Here is an 18,379-nt window from a genome sequence, read left to right on the forward strand (position 1 = left end):
TCCGGTATCTGGGGTCATCATCTCTTCCATCAGTTTTTGGTTATAATTACACGTTTATCTTCTATCTTATAAGCAAAGCGTGAAGTCACGCCCACACCTTGTAGTATTTTTTCAAGTGATGCATTTTGGTAGCGGCCTGTATATGCCCCTTCTGGCATTCCGTTCGGTAGTTCAAAACTTACCCCATACCATTGCTCTAATCTTTCAAATACCTCAGCTATTGGTGTATTGTTAAATACCATCAACCCATCTTTCCAACCAATCACCTGATCATAATGAAAGTTAGCAACCTTTATGGCGCTTTCAGGTGCGCGTAGAATGGCTTGCTGGGCAGGTAAGAGCGTAGCAGCGCTTCCAGCGCCTCCACTAACCTCCACTTTTCCGGTCACCACCGCTACAGATTCTACTACCTCTTCTGGATAACTTCTTACGTTGAATGAGGTACCCAACACCCGTGTGGTGATATTGGATGCATGGACCAGAAAAGGCTTTTGTTCGTCTCTGGTCACATCAAAAAACGCCTCCCCTGTAAGAAAAACATTTCGTTTTGCCCCAAATGGCTGCTCATATGTCAGCTTGCTTTCTGCATTCAGGATCACCCGTGTACCATCTGGTAGTTTTACTCTTAACTTTTGGCCTTTAAGCGTTTCCTTTACCACGTGTTGGCGCTGAAGTTGGGCTATATCAGAATTTCTCGTCGGCAAAACGTAAACGAGTACGAGAGTGGCACATACCAAAATAGCCAGTGCCGCAGCAGCAGCGAGCCATACTTTTTTGGTATTCGCTTCCTTCCCTGGGTTGGTGTGCTTATGGCGATGGTGAGCCACCACGCTGGTGAGCAATGTGCCATAAGTTTCCTCCGGCATTTGGTACTGGTGCTTATAGCTGGTGGCCTGAATAACATTTTTGGCTTTAGCTACAATCCTTCCCCTGCCTGGATCCTGCTCTATCCAACGTGCCCAATAGTGATCGGACTCTGGGCTGGGCTGGGTCACCCACTTGATAAAGTGCTCATTTTGGAGCAAATCAAGAAAGGTATCGTTTGAAGCGTTTGTCATAGTACCGGGTATTTGGTGCTATAGAGACAGCACTCCCCGAAATGACCATACCTATTTTTACTTTTTTTTGATTTATTTTTCAAAAAGCTACAAATACACCAAAAAACACAGCAAATAAGCTTTGCATTTGATCAATTTTACAATTTAAAGTGACGCTGATCTCAGCAACAAGAGTAAAACAAGTGTGTCTTTGAATGGGGCTAATCGCTTCTGAAGAGATTCTAACGCCCGGTAGGTAAGGGCCCGTGCAGATTTCACTTTGATATCCATGATTTCAGCTATTTCTGCATAGCTGAGGCCTTCGTAAAAATAAAGTAACAAGGCTTCCTTTTGCTGAACAGGCAGCTCGTTGAGGTGCTTTTCGAGTAAGGCATAGTCTTCAGACCGGTCTTCGCTGGTAGATGCCATGGCTAAACCGGCAAGGCTGATTTCGAACATTTCTTCATGCTCGCCCTGCAGCCACATGCGCTCCTCACGCTTTGCCTGCCGAAGCAATCGCCTGCGTAAGGAAACGAATAAATATCCTTTGATCGATTTTACTTCCGACAGTCGATCTCGCCGATCAATAAGATCAAAAAATAGCTCTTGAATGGTGTCAGTGACTAATTCCTTTTGCCTTACGAGCTGGCACCCATAATTATAGAGATGATTGGCATAATGATGATAGATGTAAATCAGGCTTTCTTCATCTCCATGCAAAAACTTTTTCCAAATAACAGACTCATCTTTAATTGGAATCTTTTCGCCATTCACGAGATGTGACGATTCAGAATAGTCGTATAAGGAAGAAACTTTCATCTGAACAACATTTGGGAGCCATATTCGGGCTAAAAAGCCAGAATATTTCACTCGGGTTTAGGTAGGACTTTCACCAATTTGCTGAATTTCAACCCAATAACCAAATGTTGCCTAACCGATTGAATGCTGAAGTCGTGCTATTTTTACTTCTCTCGATCAAAAACCAGTACGTTTACAGATTGAGGTAAGAGCGTGACTTGCTGGCCTGCGTCTAACTGACCAACAGCACTGCCCCATAGCGTACTTTTCCTTTGGGAGGCATCCCCGCTAATGGAATGGTGAGTATACGAATTGCCAAGGTCCATCGCGTCAAATTGGATTGCCAATGCAATCTTTTTGTCAAAATGCCGGTTGATGGCATGAATGTATACCTGCTTGTCATCTGCCGTGACTATCAAATCTACAAGAGCCACCCGCTCTGCAGGCAAAACACCGCTTACCTTGTATGGTTGCGTGTAAAATTGATTGTTTGACAACTCACTTTTCAGTACCACATTTCCGTGATACCGGGAGTAAAGCCCCGTCACCATACCTGATGGGAACAACTCGGGCTCCTTTGTGGCATCATCGATGCGGATGCTGTTGATGTCCCAGCTGTTGCCCACGAGCATCGATTGATTAGCGATTTTGATGTGATCGCTTGCACGCATAAAAGCATGTAAAAACCCAGCGGCCCCAAGGCCTTTGGCATGGAGGGACTCTACCAACTGCTCCTCCTGCACCTGATTGTTTTTTAATGCTAACCATCCATTCCAATTCCATTCGGTAATGGCGACTTGCACGCCGGCCTCTTTCAAATACTCAAAATCCGTATTGATGATTTCCGAAAATCCGGTGGAGGGATTGATTCCCGGCAATGCGATCCAGGCATAATAAAGTTCCTCTTGCGATAGTGCTACCTCCTCACCCTCAGCATTGTAAAAAGCCCTCATCTCCCACGGGTGGTAGATGTGGTGCGCCAGGTAGCTGAACTGACCTTGGAAATGCTGTAGTGCCGGCGCAGCAAACCCCCGTGTACTTCCTTCTAATATGAGCTCAATGCCCGGATCTACACGCTTCATTTCCTGAAGGTATTGAGTGACTGTTTTCACATAGTTTTCCTCTATATCAGCTGGCAATGGTGATTGGTTGTACCGTAGGCCCTCGTCCACATCAAACCAGTTGAGTTCATTCCCAATCTGAAAATAGCGGACGTTGTAAGGTGCTTGTCTGCCATTTTTCATTCGCAAAAGAACATATTGTTCATATTTTGGAGGCAGATGGTCAGAGAGCTGGCCATTGCAGTAAGCCAACAGGGCAGCAGCATATTCAGCACCTTGCATGATAGAAACACTATCAAATAGCGCAAGTTTTAGGTTGGTAACCAAAAGGGGCTCAAAGTCTAATTGCTCAGAAAGCTCCAGAAACTCATCAAGCCCGAGCTCATTATTGGATACCACCACCCCATTGCGGCCGTCATAGGGCGGCCGCTGCGGACTATCTCTATCAGGAGCATTGTCTATGAGCTCTGTCCAAAAGTAAGCATCCACATCGGTACCGCCGGGAAACCTCACAATGGTCACCTTCAGGGAGTCCATTAAGTCTACTACATCACTCCGAAAGGTATTGGCTTTCACATCCCACGCCAGGTCTGCACCAGACTCCCCTGACCAATTGCATTTTTCAAAAAAATGACCAAACACCCGGTCGTCGAGCGTTCCCACTGGCTCATCAGTAATCGTTAATTGCACTTGTGCTGGCAAAGTGGTGACCGTCAGCAGGCAAACTAGCAGCAAAAAACAGGACACTATATGGAGGAAACTTCCTTTTATCGTCATAGGTATGAAGTGATATTTAGCATAAAAATGTGATGATACGCTAAAATAAATAGTATGCTATCCTAGCTTATAGGGTGTGGATTGTCGTTACAGAAGTAGAAAGGGCAAGAATTGATCGCACAACTGTCGGACGCTGACAGTAATGCTATTGGTCTAATTCACGGAAAAACCAACGATGGTCGTTGGTTCGGTAAACGCCGTAAAACAAAAAACACTCCCAATTGCTTAGAAGTGTTTCCCTTATGAGCCCCCAGTCGGATTCTTCCGTAGGAATGCCTGCGGCAGAACCAAACGACCGGTCGTTTGGTTCGGTAAACGCCTTAAAATAAAAAAAACACTCCCAATTGCTTAGAAGTGTTTCCTTAATGAGCCCCCAGTCGGATTCTTCCGCAGGAATGCCCGTGGCAGAACCAACGATGGTCGTTGGTTCGGTAATCGTCTTAAACAAAAAAAACACTCCCAATTTCTTAGAAGTGTTTCCCTTATGAGCCCCCAGTCGGATTCTTCCACAGGAATGCCTGCGGCAGAACCAAACGACTGGTCGTTGGTTCGGTAAACGCCTTAAAACAAAAAAACACTCCCAATTGCTTAGAAGTGTTTTCCTTATGAGCCCCCAGTCGGATTCTTCCACAGGAATGCCTGCGGCAGAACCAAACGACTGGTCGTTGGTTCGGCAAACGCCTTAAAACAAAAAAACACTCCCAATTGCTTAGAAGTGTTTTCCTTATGAGCCCCCAGTCGGATTCGAACCAACGACCTACTGATTACAAGTCAGTTGCTCTGGCCAGCTGAGCTATGGAGGCTTCAATTATATTTTCCGCTTTCAGGATTCAGCATTTTCTTCGTTAAGAAATCGCTGTGCGTATCACCGCTCAGCTGCTGAGCCCTGCCTGCCGGCAAGGCAGGTATGGAGGCCTAACAAGCGATAAACCATCGCTGTGTCATTGTTGCTCTGTGTAAAAGCGAGTGCAAATGTAATCTTACATTTCAAAAATGCAAAGACACTCAAGAAAAAAAATCAAATTTCATTTAACACGTCCAATTGCTTCTTCAAGTCCTCTAGTTCTTGTTCCGCACGTGCGATTTTATCTTTGAAATCGTCTTTGAGCTGTTCTGCATTTTTACTCGCAGCAAAAAACTCCATATTCGTTTTCCAGGTAGCAATATCGTTTTCGATATTGGATATCTTTCGCTTGATAGCTCCTTCCTTACGATGAATCTTTTGTCCACTATGAGGGCTATTCTTCAGCTTGCTCACCTGCACATGCATCTCCAGGTCACTACGCTGACTGTCTGTCAGGTCTTCAAGTGCGATAAGCTTGTTGGTAATCTCATCATATCGAGCATGCATCTTTTTGATGGCATTGCGAGGCACAAAACCGATCGCAGCATACTGATCCAACAAATCATACACCTGATCCAGCTCAATGGTTTCGGAGTTGATATACGCCTCTAGTGCAGAGCAGATATCTTCCTTCTTTTTCAGGTTTACTTCAAACTCCTTGTTGCGGTCATTGTGCTTGGCCCTTCTGCGCTCAAAGAAATGATCACAAGCTGCTTTAAACTCCTTGTACACCTCATTTCTGAATTTTTCTGGCACCGGACCTATCTCACGCCACTGACTTTGTAGTTTCTTAAGTTCGTTGGCCGTTTTATCAAACTCTTCGCTTTCCTTCAGCTCTTCTGCTTTGGCTAGCAGCTCTTGTTTCTTTTTAAGATTTTCCTCACGCTGACCTTCCAGGGTTTTAAAGAAAGCACTCTTATTAGCAAAAAATTGCTTGAAATTTGACCAGAAATGCTTGTTGATGTCCTTTGCCCGATCTCGTGGAAGCCCCCCTATCTTATCCCAACGCTTTTGCAACTCAAGAATCTCCTTGGTCTTGGAGTTCCATTCGGTAATGCGATCAGAATTAAATGTTGCAAAATCGCTGGCTTCATCTCCAAGCGCCTGCTTTTTCTCTGCGTTTTCGGCCAGGTCCTTCTTTAAGTGTTCGAAATAATCTTTCCGCTTCGCGTAGATCTTGTCAGATGCAGCTTTGAAGCGTTGCCAAACCGGTTCCTGATCATCCTTAGGGATGGGGCCTATATGTTTAAATTCCTCATGAAGCTCATTGAGTTGGAAAATCGCATCTTTTAGATTTTCAAGCTCATCCAACGCCTCGGCTTTGGCACAGAGTTCTAGTTTGGACTCCAAATTCTTTTTACGATCCAGCTCCTTCAATTCGAAGTAAATACTTCTGTGATCATAGAAACGGTCGATCAGTGCGTTGTAGTTGGCCCACAGCGTCTTCACGTGTGCCCCAGGCACCTGCCCTATAGATTTCCATTCGTTTTGCAGCTCTTTTAGGGCATTGATAGATGCTGTACTTTCTTCACCATCTACTAGCTCACGAAGACGCTCCAGTAAATCTTCTTTTTTAGCAAGGTTTTCATCCTTGGTTTTCTCTAGTTGAGCAAAAAACTTTGACTTTTTAGACCTTAGTTTTTCGTACAGGTCAAAAAACTCTGTATCGATCGCCTCTCCTTTGAAATCAAAATCAGCAGAGTCATTGCCTTCTATGGCCACAAATGCCTCCAAGGCAGCTTCACGCTCCTTGTCGTATATTTTATCGTAATGAGGTCGGATTTCTTTGAGTGCCTTATCCACTACCCGCATATTTTCTACACTCTCAAACTTTTTGAGGGCATCGAAGAGCTCCTGCTTACTTGGGTCGTGAAAGTCTAATGTCTCCAACAGTTTCTGTTCCTCACTGTCGTGATCATCATGATCATCACTCTCTTCTTCGGTAGCTTCGCCTTCTGCGGATTCCTTTTCAGATTGAGCACTCACCTCTTCAGTGGGTTCTTCTGGTTCTTCAGCTGGTGCAGATGCTGCTTCCTGTGGTTTAGCTTCTTCCGTTGATTCAGCCTGGGGCTGAACATCCTCCTGAGTTTCTTTGGTTTCCAGATTCTCAGTCACTTTATTTTCCTTATCCTCCATCGTTACGATATCTTCTATGTTGGCAACAAACTATAAAATTAATAAATACCCGATACTAATTCAGTCGTGGATCAGTCGGATAATTAGAAATTACGCGGTATTTACCCCCCATGCTTTTGAGGGCCTCTTGCCAAAGCTCGTCAGGGTTTCTATTAAATACCAATTCTGGCGTGGCCTTTTTGTAAACTATCCAGCTTTTTGCTTCCAGTTCTTCCATCAGCTGCCCCGGAGACCATCCAGAGTACCCAATAAAGAATTTCACTCGATCTTTTTCCAACTGATGCGTATTGATGGCAGACAACAATCCTTCAAAATCTATCCCCCAGTAAACGCCATCTACAATTTCCTTATCACCTTTCAACGTGGCTGGTGTATGGTGCAAAAAGTGCAATGTATTCTGCTGCACAGGGCCTCCCACAAAGACCTCAGAGTCAAACCCTTCTGCTTCTTCCACAAGGTCTGGCAGTGAAGTTTGTGCTTTTTTGTTGAGCACAAAGCCAAAAGAGCCGTTTTCATCATGCTCACACAGCAAAATGACTGTTCGCTCAAAGTTTGGGTCCGGCAAATAAGGCTCAGAAATCAGCAAATCACCTCTTTCTGGAGCTATCAATTTATCTGTTGCAAAATAATCCATTAGTGCAGGGCGGGTTTTAGTGGTAAACTATTCAAAACAACAGCTTCATCAGCAGTCATCTCCTCTAGTCTTTTATAGACCGCCGATTCGTCGAAATAGTTGAGAGCCATCTTCACAAATACTTCGCCGTGTTTGGCCTCCGATGCCCACAACTGATGGTAAAATTGTTTTAAATCTGGATCCTCCAACGCTTCATATACCATGCGAAAGCGCTCGGCACCACGTGTTTCTACAAGAGATGCCAGCAGCAGGCGATCCATAAAGCGTTCTTCTCTACCACTGCGGCATTTGTCCAACAGCTGCTTTACATAGATATCCTGACCTATCTCATGAGTCAGCTGAATACCTCTGGATTCCATGATTTCATACACAGAACGAAAATGTTCCAACTCTTCTACTGCAGTATCAATCAGTTCGGGAATGATTTCCAGACGATCGGGATACTTGGCTACAAAGCTCATAGCCATCGCCGAAGCTTTTCGCTCACAATTGGCATGATCCTTTAGAAACTCATCAAAATCTGCCATCACGGTATCTATCCATTCCTTACTGCTGTCTACAGCCAAATCAATTCTCAACTTCATAAAATCCTCTTTCTATATTAAAATCCCTCTTCTTTTCGCGCTCAGTAAGCGTTGAGGTTTTTAGCGAATCTATAACTTTGGTTCAAAAACAAATAAAACAATTTTAAACCTTATTACTCCACGTAAATTTAAATAAGCATGAGTCTGGACATAGCATCTCTGCGAAACGAATACAGTAAGGCCTCACTAGATCTGGACTCTACCAGCAGCTCCCCCATAGAGCAGTTTCTGAAATGGTTTGAAGAAGCCCAAAAAAGTGAAATCACTGAACCAAATGCCATGGTGCTAAGTACTGCTGATCTAAAAGGATACACGACCCAGCGTACTGTTTTATTAAAAGCTTTTGATGAAAAAGGCTTTGTCTTTTACACCAACTATTCTAGTAAAAAGGCACAGCAAATCAGTGAAAACAATCAGGTCTCCTTGTTATTTCCCTGGTATCAGCTAGAGCGCCAGGTGATCATCACTGGAAGAGCCGAAAAAGTAAGTACTGCCGAATCGTTAAAATACTTCACCAGCAGACCTAGCGGCAGCCAACTGGGCGCATGGGTATCACACCAAAGTAAAATCATCACTTCGCGGGGTATTTTGGAGCAAAAGCTTAACGAAATCAAGGAAAAATTTAAGGACGGCAAAATACCTCTCCCCGATTTTTGGGGCGGATATCGTGTCATCCCAAACAGTATAGAGTTTTGGCAGGGACGCCCTAGCAGGCTGCATGATCGTATCTATTACTCATCAGACTCTGATAACAACTGGTCTAAACAGCGTCTCTCACCATGAGCAAAAACATCTACCTGGAGCGCTATGCCTCACCCACTATTCACCACAATGAAAAAATAAATTCGGCCGTAGAGCTTATAGTAGTGCTACCCGCATTCGCGGAAAAACACCTGGACAGAGCACTGGCATCACTACACGCTTGTTCTTTCCCCAAGGAAAAAGCCTGTGTGTTGGTGGTTATCAACGAACCTGAAAATGCCTCACCTTCCATTGTAGCCACCAATGATCACGCACAACAAGCTGCCGATGCTATCGATCAAAAGTTTCAGCAGCTTGTTGTCCGGCTAAAACTCCCCCCAAAAAAGGCGGGTGTAGGACTTGCCCGTAAAATTGGCATGGATGAAGCTGCCCGTTTTTTTGAAAAGCACAACAAAGACGGAATCATTGTCTGCTATGATGCCGATTGTCTGTGCGCTCCCAATTACCTGGAAGCAATCCACAGCTATTTCCAGCGAAAAGATCGTCTCGTAGGCCACCTTCACTACGAACACACACTCAACGGCCCACACCATCATGAAATCGTGCAATACGAGCTCCACCTGAGGTATTATGTAAATGCACTAAGGGTGATTGCGTATCCTCATGCCATCCATACGCTAGGGTCCTGCATCACGGTCACTAGCAAAGCTTACCAAAAGCAAGGGGGAATGAATACCCGAAAAGCCGGGGAAGATTTTTATTTTCTGCACAAAATGGCCCCATTGGGCGGCATGGGTGAAATCAATGGCACAACGATCTATCCTTCTGACCGCACCTCAGACCGTGTACCCTTTGGCACTGGCCACGCAATAGATAAAATCTTAAAAACCGCACAGTACGAAACCTACAACCCGAAAGTCTACGAGTGTTTGTCACCGATCAACGAGGACTTGCAAAGCTGGTTTACAGCACCGGCTTCTCAACTAGATAAGGTTTCAGTTTGTCTGGATGACTTCCTACAAGCCTCCAATTTTCAAGAAGAACTTGATAAGATTATTAATCAATCAGGAAGTTTTGAAAACTTTAGGCAACGCTATTATGCCTGGTGGGATGGATTTAAAGTATTAAAATACATTCACTTTGCCCGGGATCATCACTACCCTAACGTGGCACTACAAGAAGCGCTAGAATGGCTGGGGAAGCAAACAAAGCTCAATCTTCACAAACAGCCCGCCGAACAACAACTTGCCACGCTCAGAGCATATGATCGTACAGCCAATTATCAGATCAGGTGATACAGGTCTTTAACGCCAAGAAACTGCTTTGTAGTAAACCCCTCAGCAAACCTCACTCCTATCCTATGGCCATATTCTATTGCTCTGGCTTCTATCATCTGCATAAATTCAGGCTTTGAAATATAAGTCTGAGGTTCATTACTTTCAGGATTATAAAACTGAGATTTATAGGCTCGGATGGCTTCCATCTTTTTGGCATGAGCCTCGCTGATGTCTACAAAAAAGTCAGGATTTTGTGACACACTCTGGATAGCAAAGTATAGCTTTTTGGGGCGCCAGGCTGCTTGCTCATCACCGTTCTCATCTGTGGTTTTCACCATCTTCAGACCCGCTTTGAAACAAGCTTCTTCCACGAGCTGTGCACCTTTGCCATGATCGGGGTGTCGATCATAAGTAGCATTGGTAAGAACAACATCTGGCTGATATTTTCTGATTTTCTCCACTAAGGCCAATTGATGCGACTCATCATTCACAAAAAATGAATCACGAAAACCCATATTCTCACGTACTGATAGCCCCATAATTTCAGCTGCTGCTTGAGCTTCCTCCTGTCGTTGGGCTGGAGTACCTCTGGTACCCAACTCACCCTGAGTGAGGTCAATTATGCCCGTAGTATAGCCCCGATCGAGGTGACTGATTAGGGTACCCGCACAGGACAACTCCACATCATCCGGATGTGCCGCAATGGCTAAAATATTGATTTTTTGTTGCTCCATTTCGTTTTCCTGATCCATTTAAAATAATGAGCAGATCTCAAACAACCTGTAATAAAAAAGGTCCCGAACACGTCGGGACCAATTTGATTTTTGATTTTAGGGACAATATCTATTAAAGTGCAGCCTCTTGCAACTCCACTTCTTTTTCTGCGATAAACTTCTCAGCATCAAGAGCGCCCATACAGCCGCTGCCTGCAGCAGTCACTGCCTGGCGATAGATCTTATCTTGTGCATCACCTGTAGCAAAAACTCCAGGGATATTAGTTTTAGAAGTGCCTGGGATCGTTTTGATATATCCAGCCTCATCCATATCCAGATAATCTTTGAAAATGTCCGTGTTTGGTTTGTGACCAATCGCCACAAAGAAGCCCTGCACATCTAGCTCGCGCTCTTCTCCGGTCACGGTGTCTTTTAGACGCACACCACTCACTTCTTCGTCACCCAAAACTTCTACAGTCTCAGTATTCCAAAGCACCTCGATATTAGGTGAGTTAGCTACTCGCTGTTGCATGATCTTACTCGCACGCATTTCATCACGCCTTACGAGCATATACACTTTATTTACCAGCTTAGAAAGATAAGTAGCTTCTTCTGCAGCAGTATCTCCTGCTCCTACGATAGCTACATCCTGACCTCTAAAAAAGAAGCCGTCGCATACCGCACATGCGGAAACACCTTTCCCGTTGAGCCGCTGCTCGCTTTCCAAGCCTAGCCATTTAGCTGATGCGCCTGTAGAAATGATAACAGCCTCCGCTTCGATTTCTGTTTTGTTATCTACCGTCACTTTGTGTGGCCATCCGGAGAAATCTACTCCGGTCACCATTCCACTGCGAATATCTGTTCCAAAACGCTCAGCCTGTTTTTGAAAATCCACCATCATCTGAGGCCCCATGACACCTTCTGGATATCCGGGATAGTTTTCTACATCAGTAGTGATAGTCAACTGCCCACCTGGCTGACCTCCTTGATAGAGTACGGGTTTCATACCTGCCCGGGCAGCATAAACTGCCGCAGTAAATCCCGCAGGACCTGATCCGATAATTAGAACTTTTACTTTTTCGTTTGCCATTATATCTTACTCAAATTTCAAACCTCTATAACCAACGTTCAGAAAGACAAAAGGTCTCAATTATCTCCAACAAAAATCCAGAGTGTCTTCCAGATTACTATCCGAGATAGGTTTTGAGTGATTTTGACCTGGAAGTATTGCGCAGCCTGCGAATTGCCTTTTCTTTGATTTGGCGAACACGCTCTCTGGTAAGTTGAAATTTCTCTCCTATTTCCTCCAGAGTGAGTGCCTGACGACCATTGAGCCCAAAATACAAGGCTACCACATCAGACTCACGAGTGGTGAGTGTAGCCAATACACGCTGTACTTCACGCCGGAGCGAGTCACACAGCAGCACATTGTCTGGTGGCGTATCATCATCACTTTCCAGTACATCCAATAGCGTACTCTCTTCGCCTCCGGCGAAAGGAGCATCCATTGAAATATGTCTTCCTGAAATTTTTATAGTGTCAATGACTTCATCCTCTGACACTTCAAGCATTTCGGCCATTTCCACTGGAGATGGCTCACGCTCAAACTTCTGCTCAAGCTCCGAAAATGCTTTGGAAATCTTATTAAGTGAACCTACACGATTGAGCGGAAGTCGAACGATTCGAGACTGCTCAGCCAATGCCTGAAGTATGGATTGCCTAATCCACCAAACTGCATAGGAGATAAATTTAAACCCCCTGGTTTCATCAAAACGCTGGGCGGCTTTGATCAACCCGAGATTGCCTTCGTTGATTAGATCTCCCAACGTAAGCCCCTGGTTTTGGTACTGTTTGGCTACAGAAACCACAAAGCGTAAGTTTGCTTTGGTCAGCTTATCCAGAGCCAGCTGATCGCCTTCTTTGATGCGTTTAGCCAACTCCACCTCCTGCTCGGCGGTGATAAGTTCTACTTTTCCGATTTCTTGCAAATACTTATCGAGAGATTCACTCTCCCGATTCGTAATCTGCTTACTAATTTTTAACTGTCTCATTTATGGCGATGTTTTGTAAAGCTGTGCCTAAAAAGACACAGCTATCGCCAATAAATTTAATCAGCTTTATTTTGCTTTCTCCGGTTTAGGAAGTAAAACTTTTCGTGACAATCGGTATTTACCCGTTTTTTTGTCGATTTCGATAAGCTTCACTTTGATTTCCTCACCTACCTCAAGGATTTCTTCCACGTTTTCTACACGCTCCCATTTGATCTCTGAGATATGGAGTAGTCCGTCTTTTCCAGGTAGTATTTCCACAAAAGCACCGAATGGCATGATGGCTTTCACCTTGCCTTCGTACACTTCGCCTACTTCCGGCACAGCTACGATTGCTTTGATTCTACCTACAGCATCATCTAGTGAACTCTTGTCAGCAGCAAAAACACTTACCATGCCACCCTTTTCAGTTTCTTCGATGGTCACAGTAGCACCAGACTCACGTTGGATTTCCTGAACGATTTTACCTCCAGGTCCGATTACCGCACCGATCATATCACGCTCGATATTGATCTGTACCAGTCTAGGCGCATTGTCTTTCATCTCTTCTCTTGGCGCAGAGAGGGTCTTGTTCATCTCGTTAAGGATGTGAGCTCTACCTCTGTTTGCCTGAGCAAGGGCTTCTTTCAACACATCGTATGACAGACCATCGATTTTTATGTCCATCTGACAAGCGGTAATTCCTTTGTCAGTACCTGTTACTTTGAAGTCCATATCACCAAGGTGATCCTCATCTCCAAGGATATCAGACAGCACTGCGTATCGTCCAGTTTCGCTATCAGAGATCATCCCCATAGCTATACCCGACACCGGGCTTTTCAGGTTAATACCTGCGTCCATCATAGCCAAAGAGCCGGCGCATACAGTTGCCATAGATGACGAACCATTAGACTCCAGGATATCAGACACCACACGTATGGTATATGGGTTATCATCAGTAGGAATCATAGGTTTCAATGCACGCATAGCAAGGTTTCCATGTCCTACTTCACGTCTACCCGGACCTCTGTTTGGTCTTACTTCGCCAGTAGAAAACCCTGGGAAGTTGTAGTGTAGAATAAATTTATTGTATCCAGAGATCATCGCACCGTCGATCATCTGCTCGTCCATTTTAGAACCAAGCGTTACAGTAGTCAATGATTGCGTTTCACCACGTGTAAACACCGCAGAACCGTGCGCTGATGGCAACACGTCTACTTCACTCCAGATAGGTCTGATTTCTTCCAAATCACGTCCATCCAGACGTTTCTTGGTATCTAAAACACAGTTTCTTACTGCGTTTTTCTGTACTTCTTTGAAATACTTTCCTACCAGAAAGCCATCGAGTTCTTCCAATTCCTCCTCGCTGTATTGCGCCAGGAATGACTCTTTTACCGCGTCAAAAGCTTCGCTTCTTTCGGTCTTATTGGCACTTCCTTTCTTAGCTATATCATAGCATGCCTGGTAGCAATGCTCCTGAATCTTGGCTCTAAGCTCTTCATCAGATGGCTCGTGATCGTACTCACGCTTTGTGGTAGCGCCTACTTCCTCAGCAAGCTCCACCTGTGCCTGACACTGTACTTTGATCGCTTCATGAGCAACCTGAATAGCTTCAAGCATTTCCTCTTCAGAAACTTCTTTAGACTCACCTTCTACCATCATGATGTTGTCTAGAGTACCAGCAACGATCAGATCAAGGGTAGCTTCTTCCATTTGAGTAGGTGAAGGGTTAACGATGTATTCGTCTCCCACCTTCACTGTGCGTACTTCTGAGATAGGTCCATCAAACGGAATATCCGACACACTAAGAGCTGCAGATGCCGCCAATGCTGCTAGTGCATCTGGCATTACATTAGCATCGGCAGAGATAAGTGATAGCATTACCTGAGTATCCGCATGATAATCAGACGGGAACAAAGGCCTAAGGGCTCTATCTACCAAACGGCAGATCAGCACTTCATAATCAGAGAGTTTACCTTCTCTTTTCAAAAACCCACCAGGGATTTTTCCTGCTGCAGCAAATTTCTCCTGATAGTCTACAGATAGGGGAAGGAAGTCAACTCCTTCTTTAGCTTCTTTGCTGGAAACCACTGTAGCTAGAATCATGGTATCACCCATGCGTACTACTACAGAGCCATCAGCTTGTTTTGCCAGGCGACCTGTCTCGATAGAGATTTCTCTACCATCAGCCAGTGCCAGTTTCTTAACCGTGTATTGAGGCTTCATAAATGTTGTGTATTAAATAATGATGTGTTTTCAGGAGCCCCATATAATTACTGTCTTGACCAGGCGCCTGAGATAAAAAAAGGGAATCCTGAGTTGAATTCCCCCTTAAAATTGTCCTTAAAATTACTTACGGATACCTAGTTCCGCGATGATTTTTCTGTATCGCTCGATATCTTTATTGTACAAGTAGTCGAGCAATCTTCTTCTTTTACCAACCAATTTCATCAAGCCAAGACGTGTAGAGTGGTCTTGTTTGTTTTGTTTGAGATGTTCCGTGAGGTGGTTGATACGGTGGGTAAAAAGCGCGATCTGTCCTTCTGATGAACCAGTATCTTCTTTACCGCTACCGTATTTGGTGAAGAATTCTTCTTTCTTTTCCTTCGTTAAATACATTCTCTGTTGTTTTCTCTTAATTATCCCTTAAAATCAAAGCGCAAATTTAGCCGGGATTGTATATAAATACAATAATGTGATTATTTTTTCGAAAACCTCGTTTTGAGTTTATCTATCCAAACGTTATAAAAGTCGGTATCAAACAAACGAGCGTCGATTCTTGCCTGCCTTAAAAAGAACAAACCTATGGGCAACAAAGCCAGGTCGGCCACCCACACTGCCAAAACTGGGTCCATTACTCCTTCTTTTGCAGACTTTTCACAAATGATCCCAATTATGTAAAAGACCAAAAAGAATAAGATAGATACGATGACAGGCACACCCAACCCCCCTTTTTTGATGATAGCTCCTAAAGGAGCCCCTATCAGAAACATCACAATACAGGCAAATGCCTGACTGTACTTTTTCCATTTCTCGATGATCCACCTTCGATGGTCTTTTTCCAGGTTTTTCACTCTAGACACCACTGAGGTAAGGTTTACTTTCACATTCTGTGCCTGATTTTTTGCCGTCTGTAACACATCTATTTTCCGCTTGGCAAGTGTGCTGTGCAAGTACTCCCAACTCATAGTGTCCAGCTTTGGCTTGCCCAGCACCACACCATTTGCTAATGAATCTGCATCTATCGCTGTAAGTGTACTGTCCTGATCGTCTTTGATTACCTTCAGCTCAGTACTGGGCAGTTTTGCCTGTAGTCGCATTCCAGCGCCTTCCGGGTCCTTCGCAAGTTTCTTTTGAACGGGGTTTTGAGTCAAAAAACTTAACATAGAAGCCTCTACAACAGACTGCTCGGTGGTATCCGCCTTCACTTCTTCTTTGGCCGGTGGAGCATTAGGCACCTTTAGCTCAGATTCCTTTAAGTGATATGAAAAGAAGCCGCGGGCGTTGGTAATAAATCCTTGCTTCGAAGTGTAAATAGAGCGCCCGAGGGAATCTATATCTACCGTCAGCTCAGAAATATTTTTCATCTGCCGGTTGTTTTGAAACAACTCTTCTTTCGTTCTTTTCAGGTCAAAAGAGGATAGGTTGAACACCATATCCATCCGGTTAAATTTCGTCCGATAAAACTGATCAACGGGTTCTCGAGGTTTGGACTCTTCACTGTAATAGTTGCCATCGTACAGTTCTAGCTTGAGGTACTTGTCATTGTACATCATAAACATTCTACTAGAATCTGCCAGAATTACCCGATTGTTGCCTTTACCATCAGTATGGTCATAGATCAAAACATCTTTCAGCGTCTTATTATCGCTAAGCTTTTCTTTTACTTTGATGCTGTAGTCTGGTATGCCATTGTAAAACACCCCTTCTTTAATGTCCAATGCTGGCTTCTTATGCTTGATATCATACAGCAAGCTGTAGGCTTTTAGGTTGGCGGCAGGCACCACATGGTTCATAAACTGAAACGCCGCGAATGTGAGTATGATGACAAAAAAGAATATAGGCCGCAGGGCTCTCACCAAAGATATGCCTGCACTTTTGATGGCGGTTAGTTCGAAATTTTCCCCCAGGTTTCCGAAGGTCATCAGTGAAGACACCAACACCCCTAAGGGGAGTGCCGCCTGGAGCATGTTGAGACTAAAATAAGTCAGCAGCTCCGCGAACACATCGAAACCGAGGTTTTTACCGACAAAATCGTCGAAGTATTTGAGCATGTACTGTATGAGTAGCACAAAGGTGGCTACCACTGTAGTGAGTACAAATGGCCCAAAAAATGCTTTTAGAATTAACGTATCGAGCTTTCGCATAAACCCCGCAAATATGAAAAGAAATCCTCAAAGGAATACGCAAATAACCCGGGAGAAGTTTATCCTCCTACAATTTCCTTTAGATCATGAATCAAGCTATCATAGAGCTCTTGTTGCTCTTCCCGATCCATATCGCTGTAGTCAGTCACACGAATAAAAACCTCCTGAGTAAGCTCATTCATATCAAGCTTAAATTCCAGGTAGGTAGGGTCGTCATCTTCTGACTGACCTTCTTCATCCAAAAACTCAAAGCGTACGTGAGAGTTGGTACGGCTAGACACCATCTTCGCCTTATTCTCATCTCCATCCCACAAAAAAGTAAACACTTTATCCTCGTTGATATTGACATCATCAGCAAACCACTGGGCAAGGCCTGAAGCTGTACTGAAGTATGGATAAAGCATTTTCTTAGATGCGTTAATCGGATATTCTCCTATAAATTTTTCTTTCGGCATAGGTGAGGAATTTTAGGATAAGGTAAAAAAAAAATTGAAATCATCAATATGCTATGATAAAAAAGAAATCTTCTTACATTTGCACCTCTTTTGAAAGGCAGCGAGCCCCAAACGGGGTTTCGGAGCTGAAATTGAGAGCTGAAAAAAGAAGTTTTTCAGGCGGAATATAGTCAATGAAAGTGGATTATATTCAAGAAATTGAGATTCTAGGTAAGAAAAATTGGTGCAAGAACTTTTCCACCAGGAAGGTCGATTGTTGGATGAAATACTTCTGGTAAATATTACTAAAAAATTCATCTTGAGGATTGGCACCAAAAAAGAAAATACCATGTAATTTCGCCCAGCTTTTTGAGCCATTTATTTAATTCTCTGGCAACAAAGTTGGAAATGGTTAGAGCGTCGGATCGGCACGCGTAGTGTCATAACCCGGAGGTCTTAGCCAGGAAAATATTGTAAGAAGGAAATTTGGCGAGGTAGCCTACCTGCGGTAGGTAAACTCAGACAGATGATTTGAAAAATCGCCAAATGCTAAAAAAAAAGCATCAAATGGGTGCTAATAAATGGTTAGAGCGTCGGATCGGCACGCGTAGTGTCATAACCCGGAGGTCTTAGCCAGGAAAATATTGAAAAATGAAATTTGGCGAGGTAGCCTACCTGCGGTAGGTAAACTCAGACGGATGATTTGAAAAATCGCCAAACGCTAAAAAAAGCATCGAAAGGATGCTAATAAATGGTTAGAGCGTCGGATCGGCACGCGTAGTGTCTTAACCCGGAGGTCTTAGCCAGGAAAATATTGAAAAATGAAATTTGGCGAGGTAGCTCAGATGGTTAGAGCGTCGGATTCATAACCCGGAGGTCGGGGGTTCGACTCCCCCCCTCGCTACTAAAAAGCTCGCAGCAATGCGAGCTTTTTTTGTTTCTATCATTCCCTCAGATTGTGGCGAAGTTCCTGTAAATTCGTATTACA

Annotated in this window: 16 protein-coding genes and 2 tRNA genes; 3 read left to right on the plus strand and 15 right to left on the minus strand. The window is 44.1% G+C overall.

The annotated features are described in order from the left end of the window. Window positions 1-29 precede the first annotated feature (29 nt). From C7460_RS02835 to miaE, 8 genes are all read right to left on the minus strand, one after another. Window positions 30-1,058 (minus strand): FecR family protein, encoded by a 1,029-nt coding sequence (locus C7460_RS02835; protein ID WP_115866567.1) that lies wholly within the window; start codon window positions 1,056-1,058, stop codon window positions 30-32. A 144-nt stretch (window positions 1,059-1,202) separates the two neighbouring features. Then, window positions 1,203-1,856 carry an RNA polymerase sigma factor gene (locus C7460_RS02840; RefSeq protein WP_115866568.1) on the minus strand — a complete coding sequence of 218 codons (654 nt, stop codon included), beginning with the start codon at window positions 1,854-1,856 and terminating at the stop codon, window positions 1,203-1,205. Between the two features lie 143 nt (window positions 1,857-1,999). Then, window positions 2,000-3,673: an alpha-L-arabinofuranosidase C-terminal domain-containing protein gene (locus C7460_RS02845; RefSeq protein WP_115866569.1), complete on the minus strand. Its 1,674-nt coding sequence runs from the start codon at window positions 3,671-3,673 to the stop codon at window positions 2,000-2,002. Window positions 3,674-3,818: 145 nt separating this feature from the next. Further along, a complete protein-coding gene (locus C7460_RS02850; RefSeq protein ID WP_147302836.1) occupies window positions 3,819-4,136 on the minus strand; it encodes a hypothetical protein in 318 nt (105 codons plus the stop codon). 266 nt (window positions 4,137-4,402) lie between these two features. Continuing rightward, a tRNA-Thr gene (locus tag C7460_RS02855) sits at window positions 4,403-4,476 on the minus strand. Between the two features lie 215 nt (window positions 4,477-4,691). Then, a complete protein-coding gene (locus C7460_RS02860) occupies window positions 4,692-6,653 on the minus strand; it encodes a DUF349 domain-containing protein (protein WP_115866571.1) in 1,962 nt (653 codons plus the stop codon). 55 nt (window positions 6,654-6,708) lie between these two features. Then, complete coding sequence (locus C7460_RS02865) at window positions 6,709-7,287, minus strand: YqgE/AlgH family protein (RefSeq protein WP_115866572.1); 579 nt, start codon at window positions 7,285-7,287, stop codon at window positions 6,709-6,711. Further along, entirely contained in the window at window positions 7,287-7,871 is a 585-nt protein-coding gene (gene miaE / locus C7460_RS02870) for a tRNA-(ms[2]io[6]A)-hydroxylase (protein WP_115866573.1), read from the minus strand. The genes C7460_RS02865 and miaE overlap by 1 nt, the downstream gene beginning before the upstream one ends. A 138-nt stretch (window positions 7,872-8,009) precedes the next feature. On the opposite strand from miaE, the gene pdxH reads away from it, so the two are divergent. Both pdxH and C7460_RS02880 read left to right on the plus strand, forming a co-directional pair. Further along, the gene (gene pdxH / locus C7460_RS02875) at window positions 8,010-8,654 is read left to right on the plus strand and encodes a pyridoxamine 5'-phosphate oxidase (protein ID WP_115866574.1); all 645 of its coding nucleotides are present in this window, start codon (window positions 8,010-8,012) and stop codon (window positions 8,652-8,654) included. Continuing rightward, window positions 8,651-9,868, plus strand: a complete 1,218-nt coding sequence (locus tag C7460_RS02880; RefSeq protein WP_115866575.1) for a glycosyltransferase — start codon at window positions 8,651-8,653, stop codon at window positions 9,866-9,868. Before pdxH ends, C7460_RS02880 begins: the two co-directional genes overlap by 4 nt. Here the strand turns inward: C7460_RS02880 and bshB1 are convergent. The 7 genes from bshB1 to C7460_RS02915 form a co-directional block, all read right to left on the minus strand. After that, window positions 9,856-10,602 (minus strand): bacillithiol biosynthesis deacetylase BshB1, encoded by a 747-nt coding sequence (gene bshB1, locus C7460_RS02885; RefSeq protein ID WP_245986162.1) that lies wholly within the window; start codon window positions 10,600-10,602, stop codon window positions 9,856-9,858. The genes C7460_RS02880 and bshB1 overlap by 13 nt on opposite strands. 94 nt (window positions 10,603-10,696) lie before the next feature. Continuing rightward, window positions 10,697-11,653: a thioredoxin-disulfide reductase gene (trxB, locus tag C7460_RS02890; RefSeq protein ID WP_115866576.1), complete on the minus strand. Its 957-nt coding sequence runs from the start codon at window positions 11,651-11,653 to the stop codon at window positions 10,697-10,699. Window positions 11,654-11,750: 97 nt separating this feature from the next. Continuing rightward, window positions 11,751-12,614, minus strand: a complete 864-nt coding sequence (locus C7460_RS02895; RefSeq protein WP_115866577.1) for a sigma-70 family RNA polymerase sigma factor — start codon at window positions 12,612-12,614, stop codon at window positions 11,751-11,753. 66 nt (window positions 12,615-12,680) lie between these two features. Continuing rightward, window positions 12,681-14,816 carry a polyribonucleotide nucleotidyltransferase gene (gene pnp, locus C7460_RS02900; protein ID WP_115866578.1) on the minus strand — a complete coding sequence of 712 codons (2,136 nt, stop codon included), beginning with the start codon at window positions 14,814-14,816 and terminating at the stop codon, window positions 12,681-12,683. Between the two features lie 123 nt (window positions 14,817-14,939). Beyond that, window positions 14,940-15,209, minus strand: coding sequence for a 30S ribosomal protein S15 (gene rpsO, locus C7460_RS02905; protein ID WP_115866579.1), 270 nt, complete (start codon window positions 15,207-15,209; stop codon window positions 14,940-14,942). Window positions 15,210-15,289: 80 nt separating this feature from the next. Further along, on the minus strand, window positions 15,290-16,957 hold the full coding sequence (locus C7460_RS02910; RefSeq protein WP_115866580.1) for an LptF/LptG family permease: 1,668 nt from the start codon (window positions 16,955-16,957) through the stop codon (window positions 15,290-15,292). 59 nt (window positions 16,958-17,016) lie between these two features. Beyond that, on the minus strand, window positions 17,017-17,412 hold the full coding sequence (locus C7460_RS02915) for an START-like domain-containing protein (protein WP_115866581.1): 396 nt from the start codon (window positions 17,410-17,412) through the stop codon (window positions 17,017-17,019). Between the two features lie 809 nt (window positions 17,413-18,221). Here C7460_RS02915 and C7460_RS02925 point away from each other — a divergent pair. Beyond that, window positions 18,222-18,295, plus strand: a tRNA-Met gene (locus C7460_RS02925). The last annotated feature ends 84 nt before the right edge of the window (window positions 18,296-18,379 follow it).

Source organism: Marinoscillum furvescens DSM 4134 (assembly GCF_003386095.1).
In the GTDB taxonomy this organism is placed as follows: Bacteria; Bacteroidota; Bacteroidia; order Cytophagales; family Cyclobacteriaceae; genus Marinoscillum; species Marinoscillum furvescens.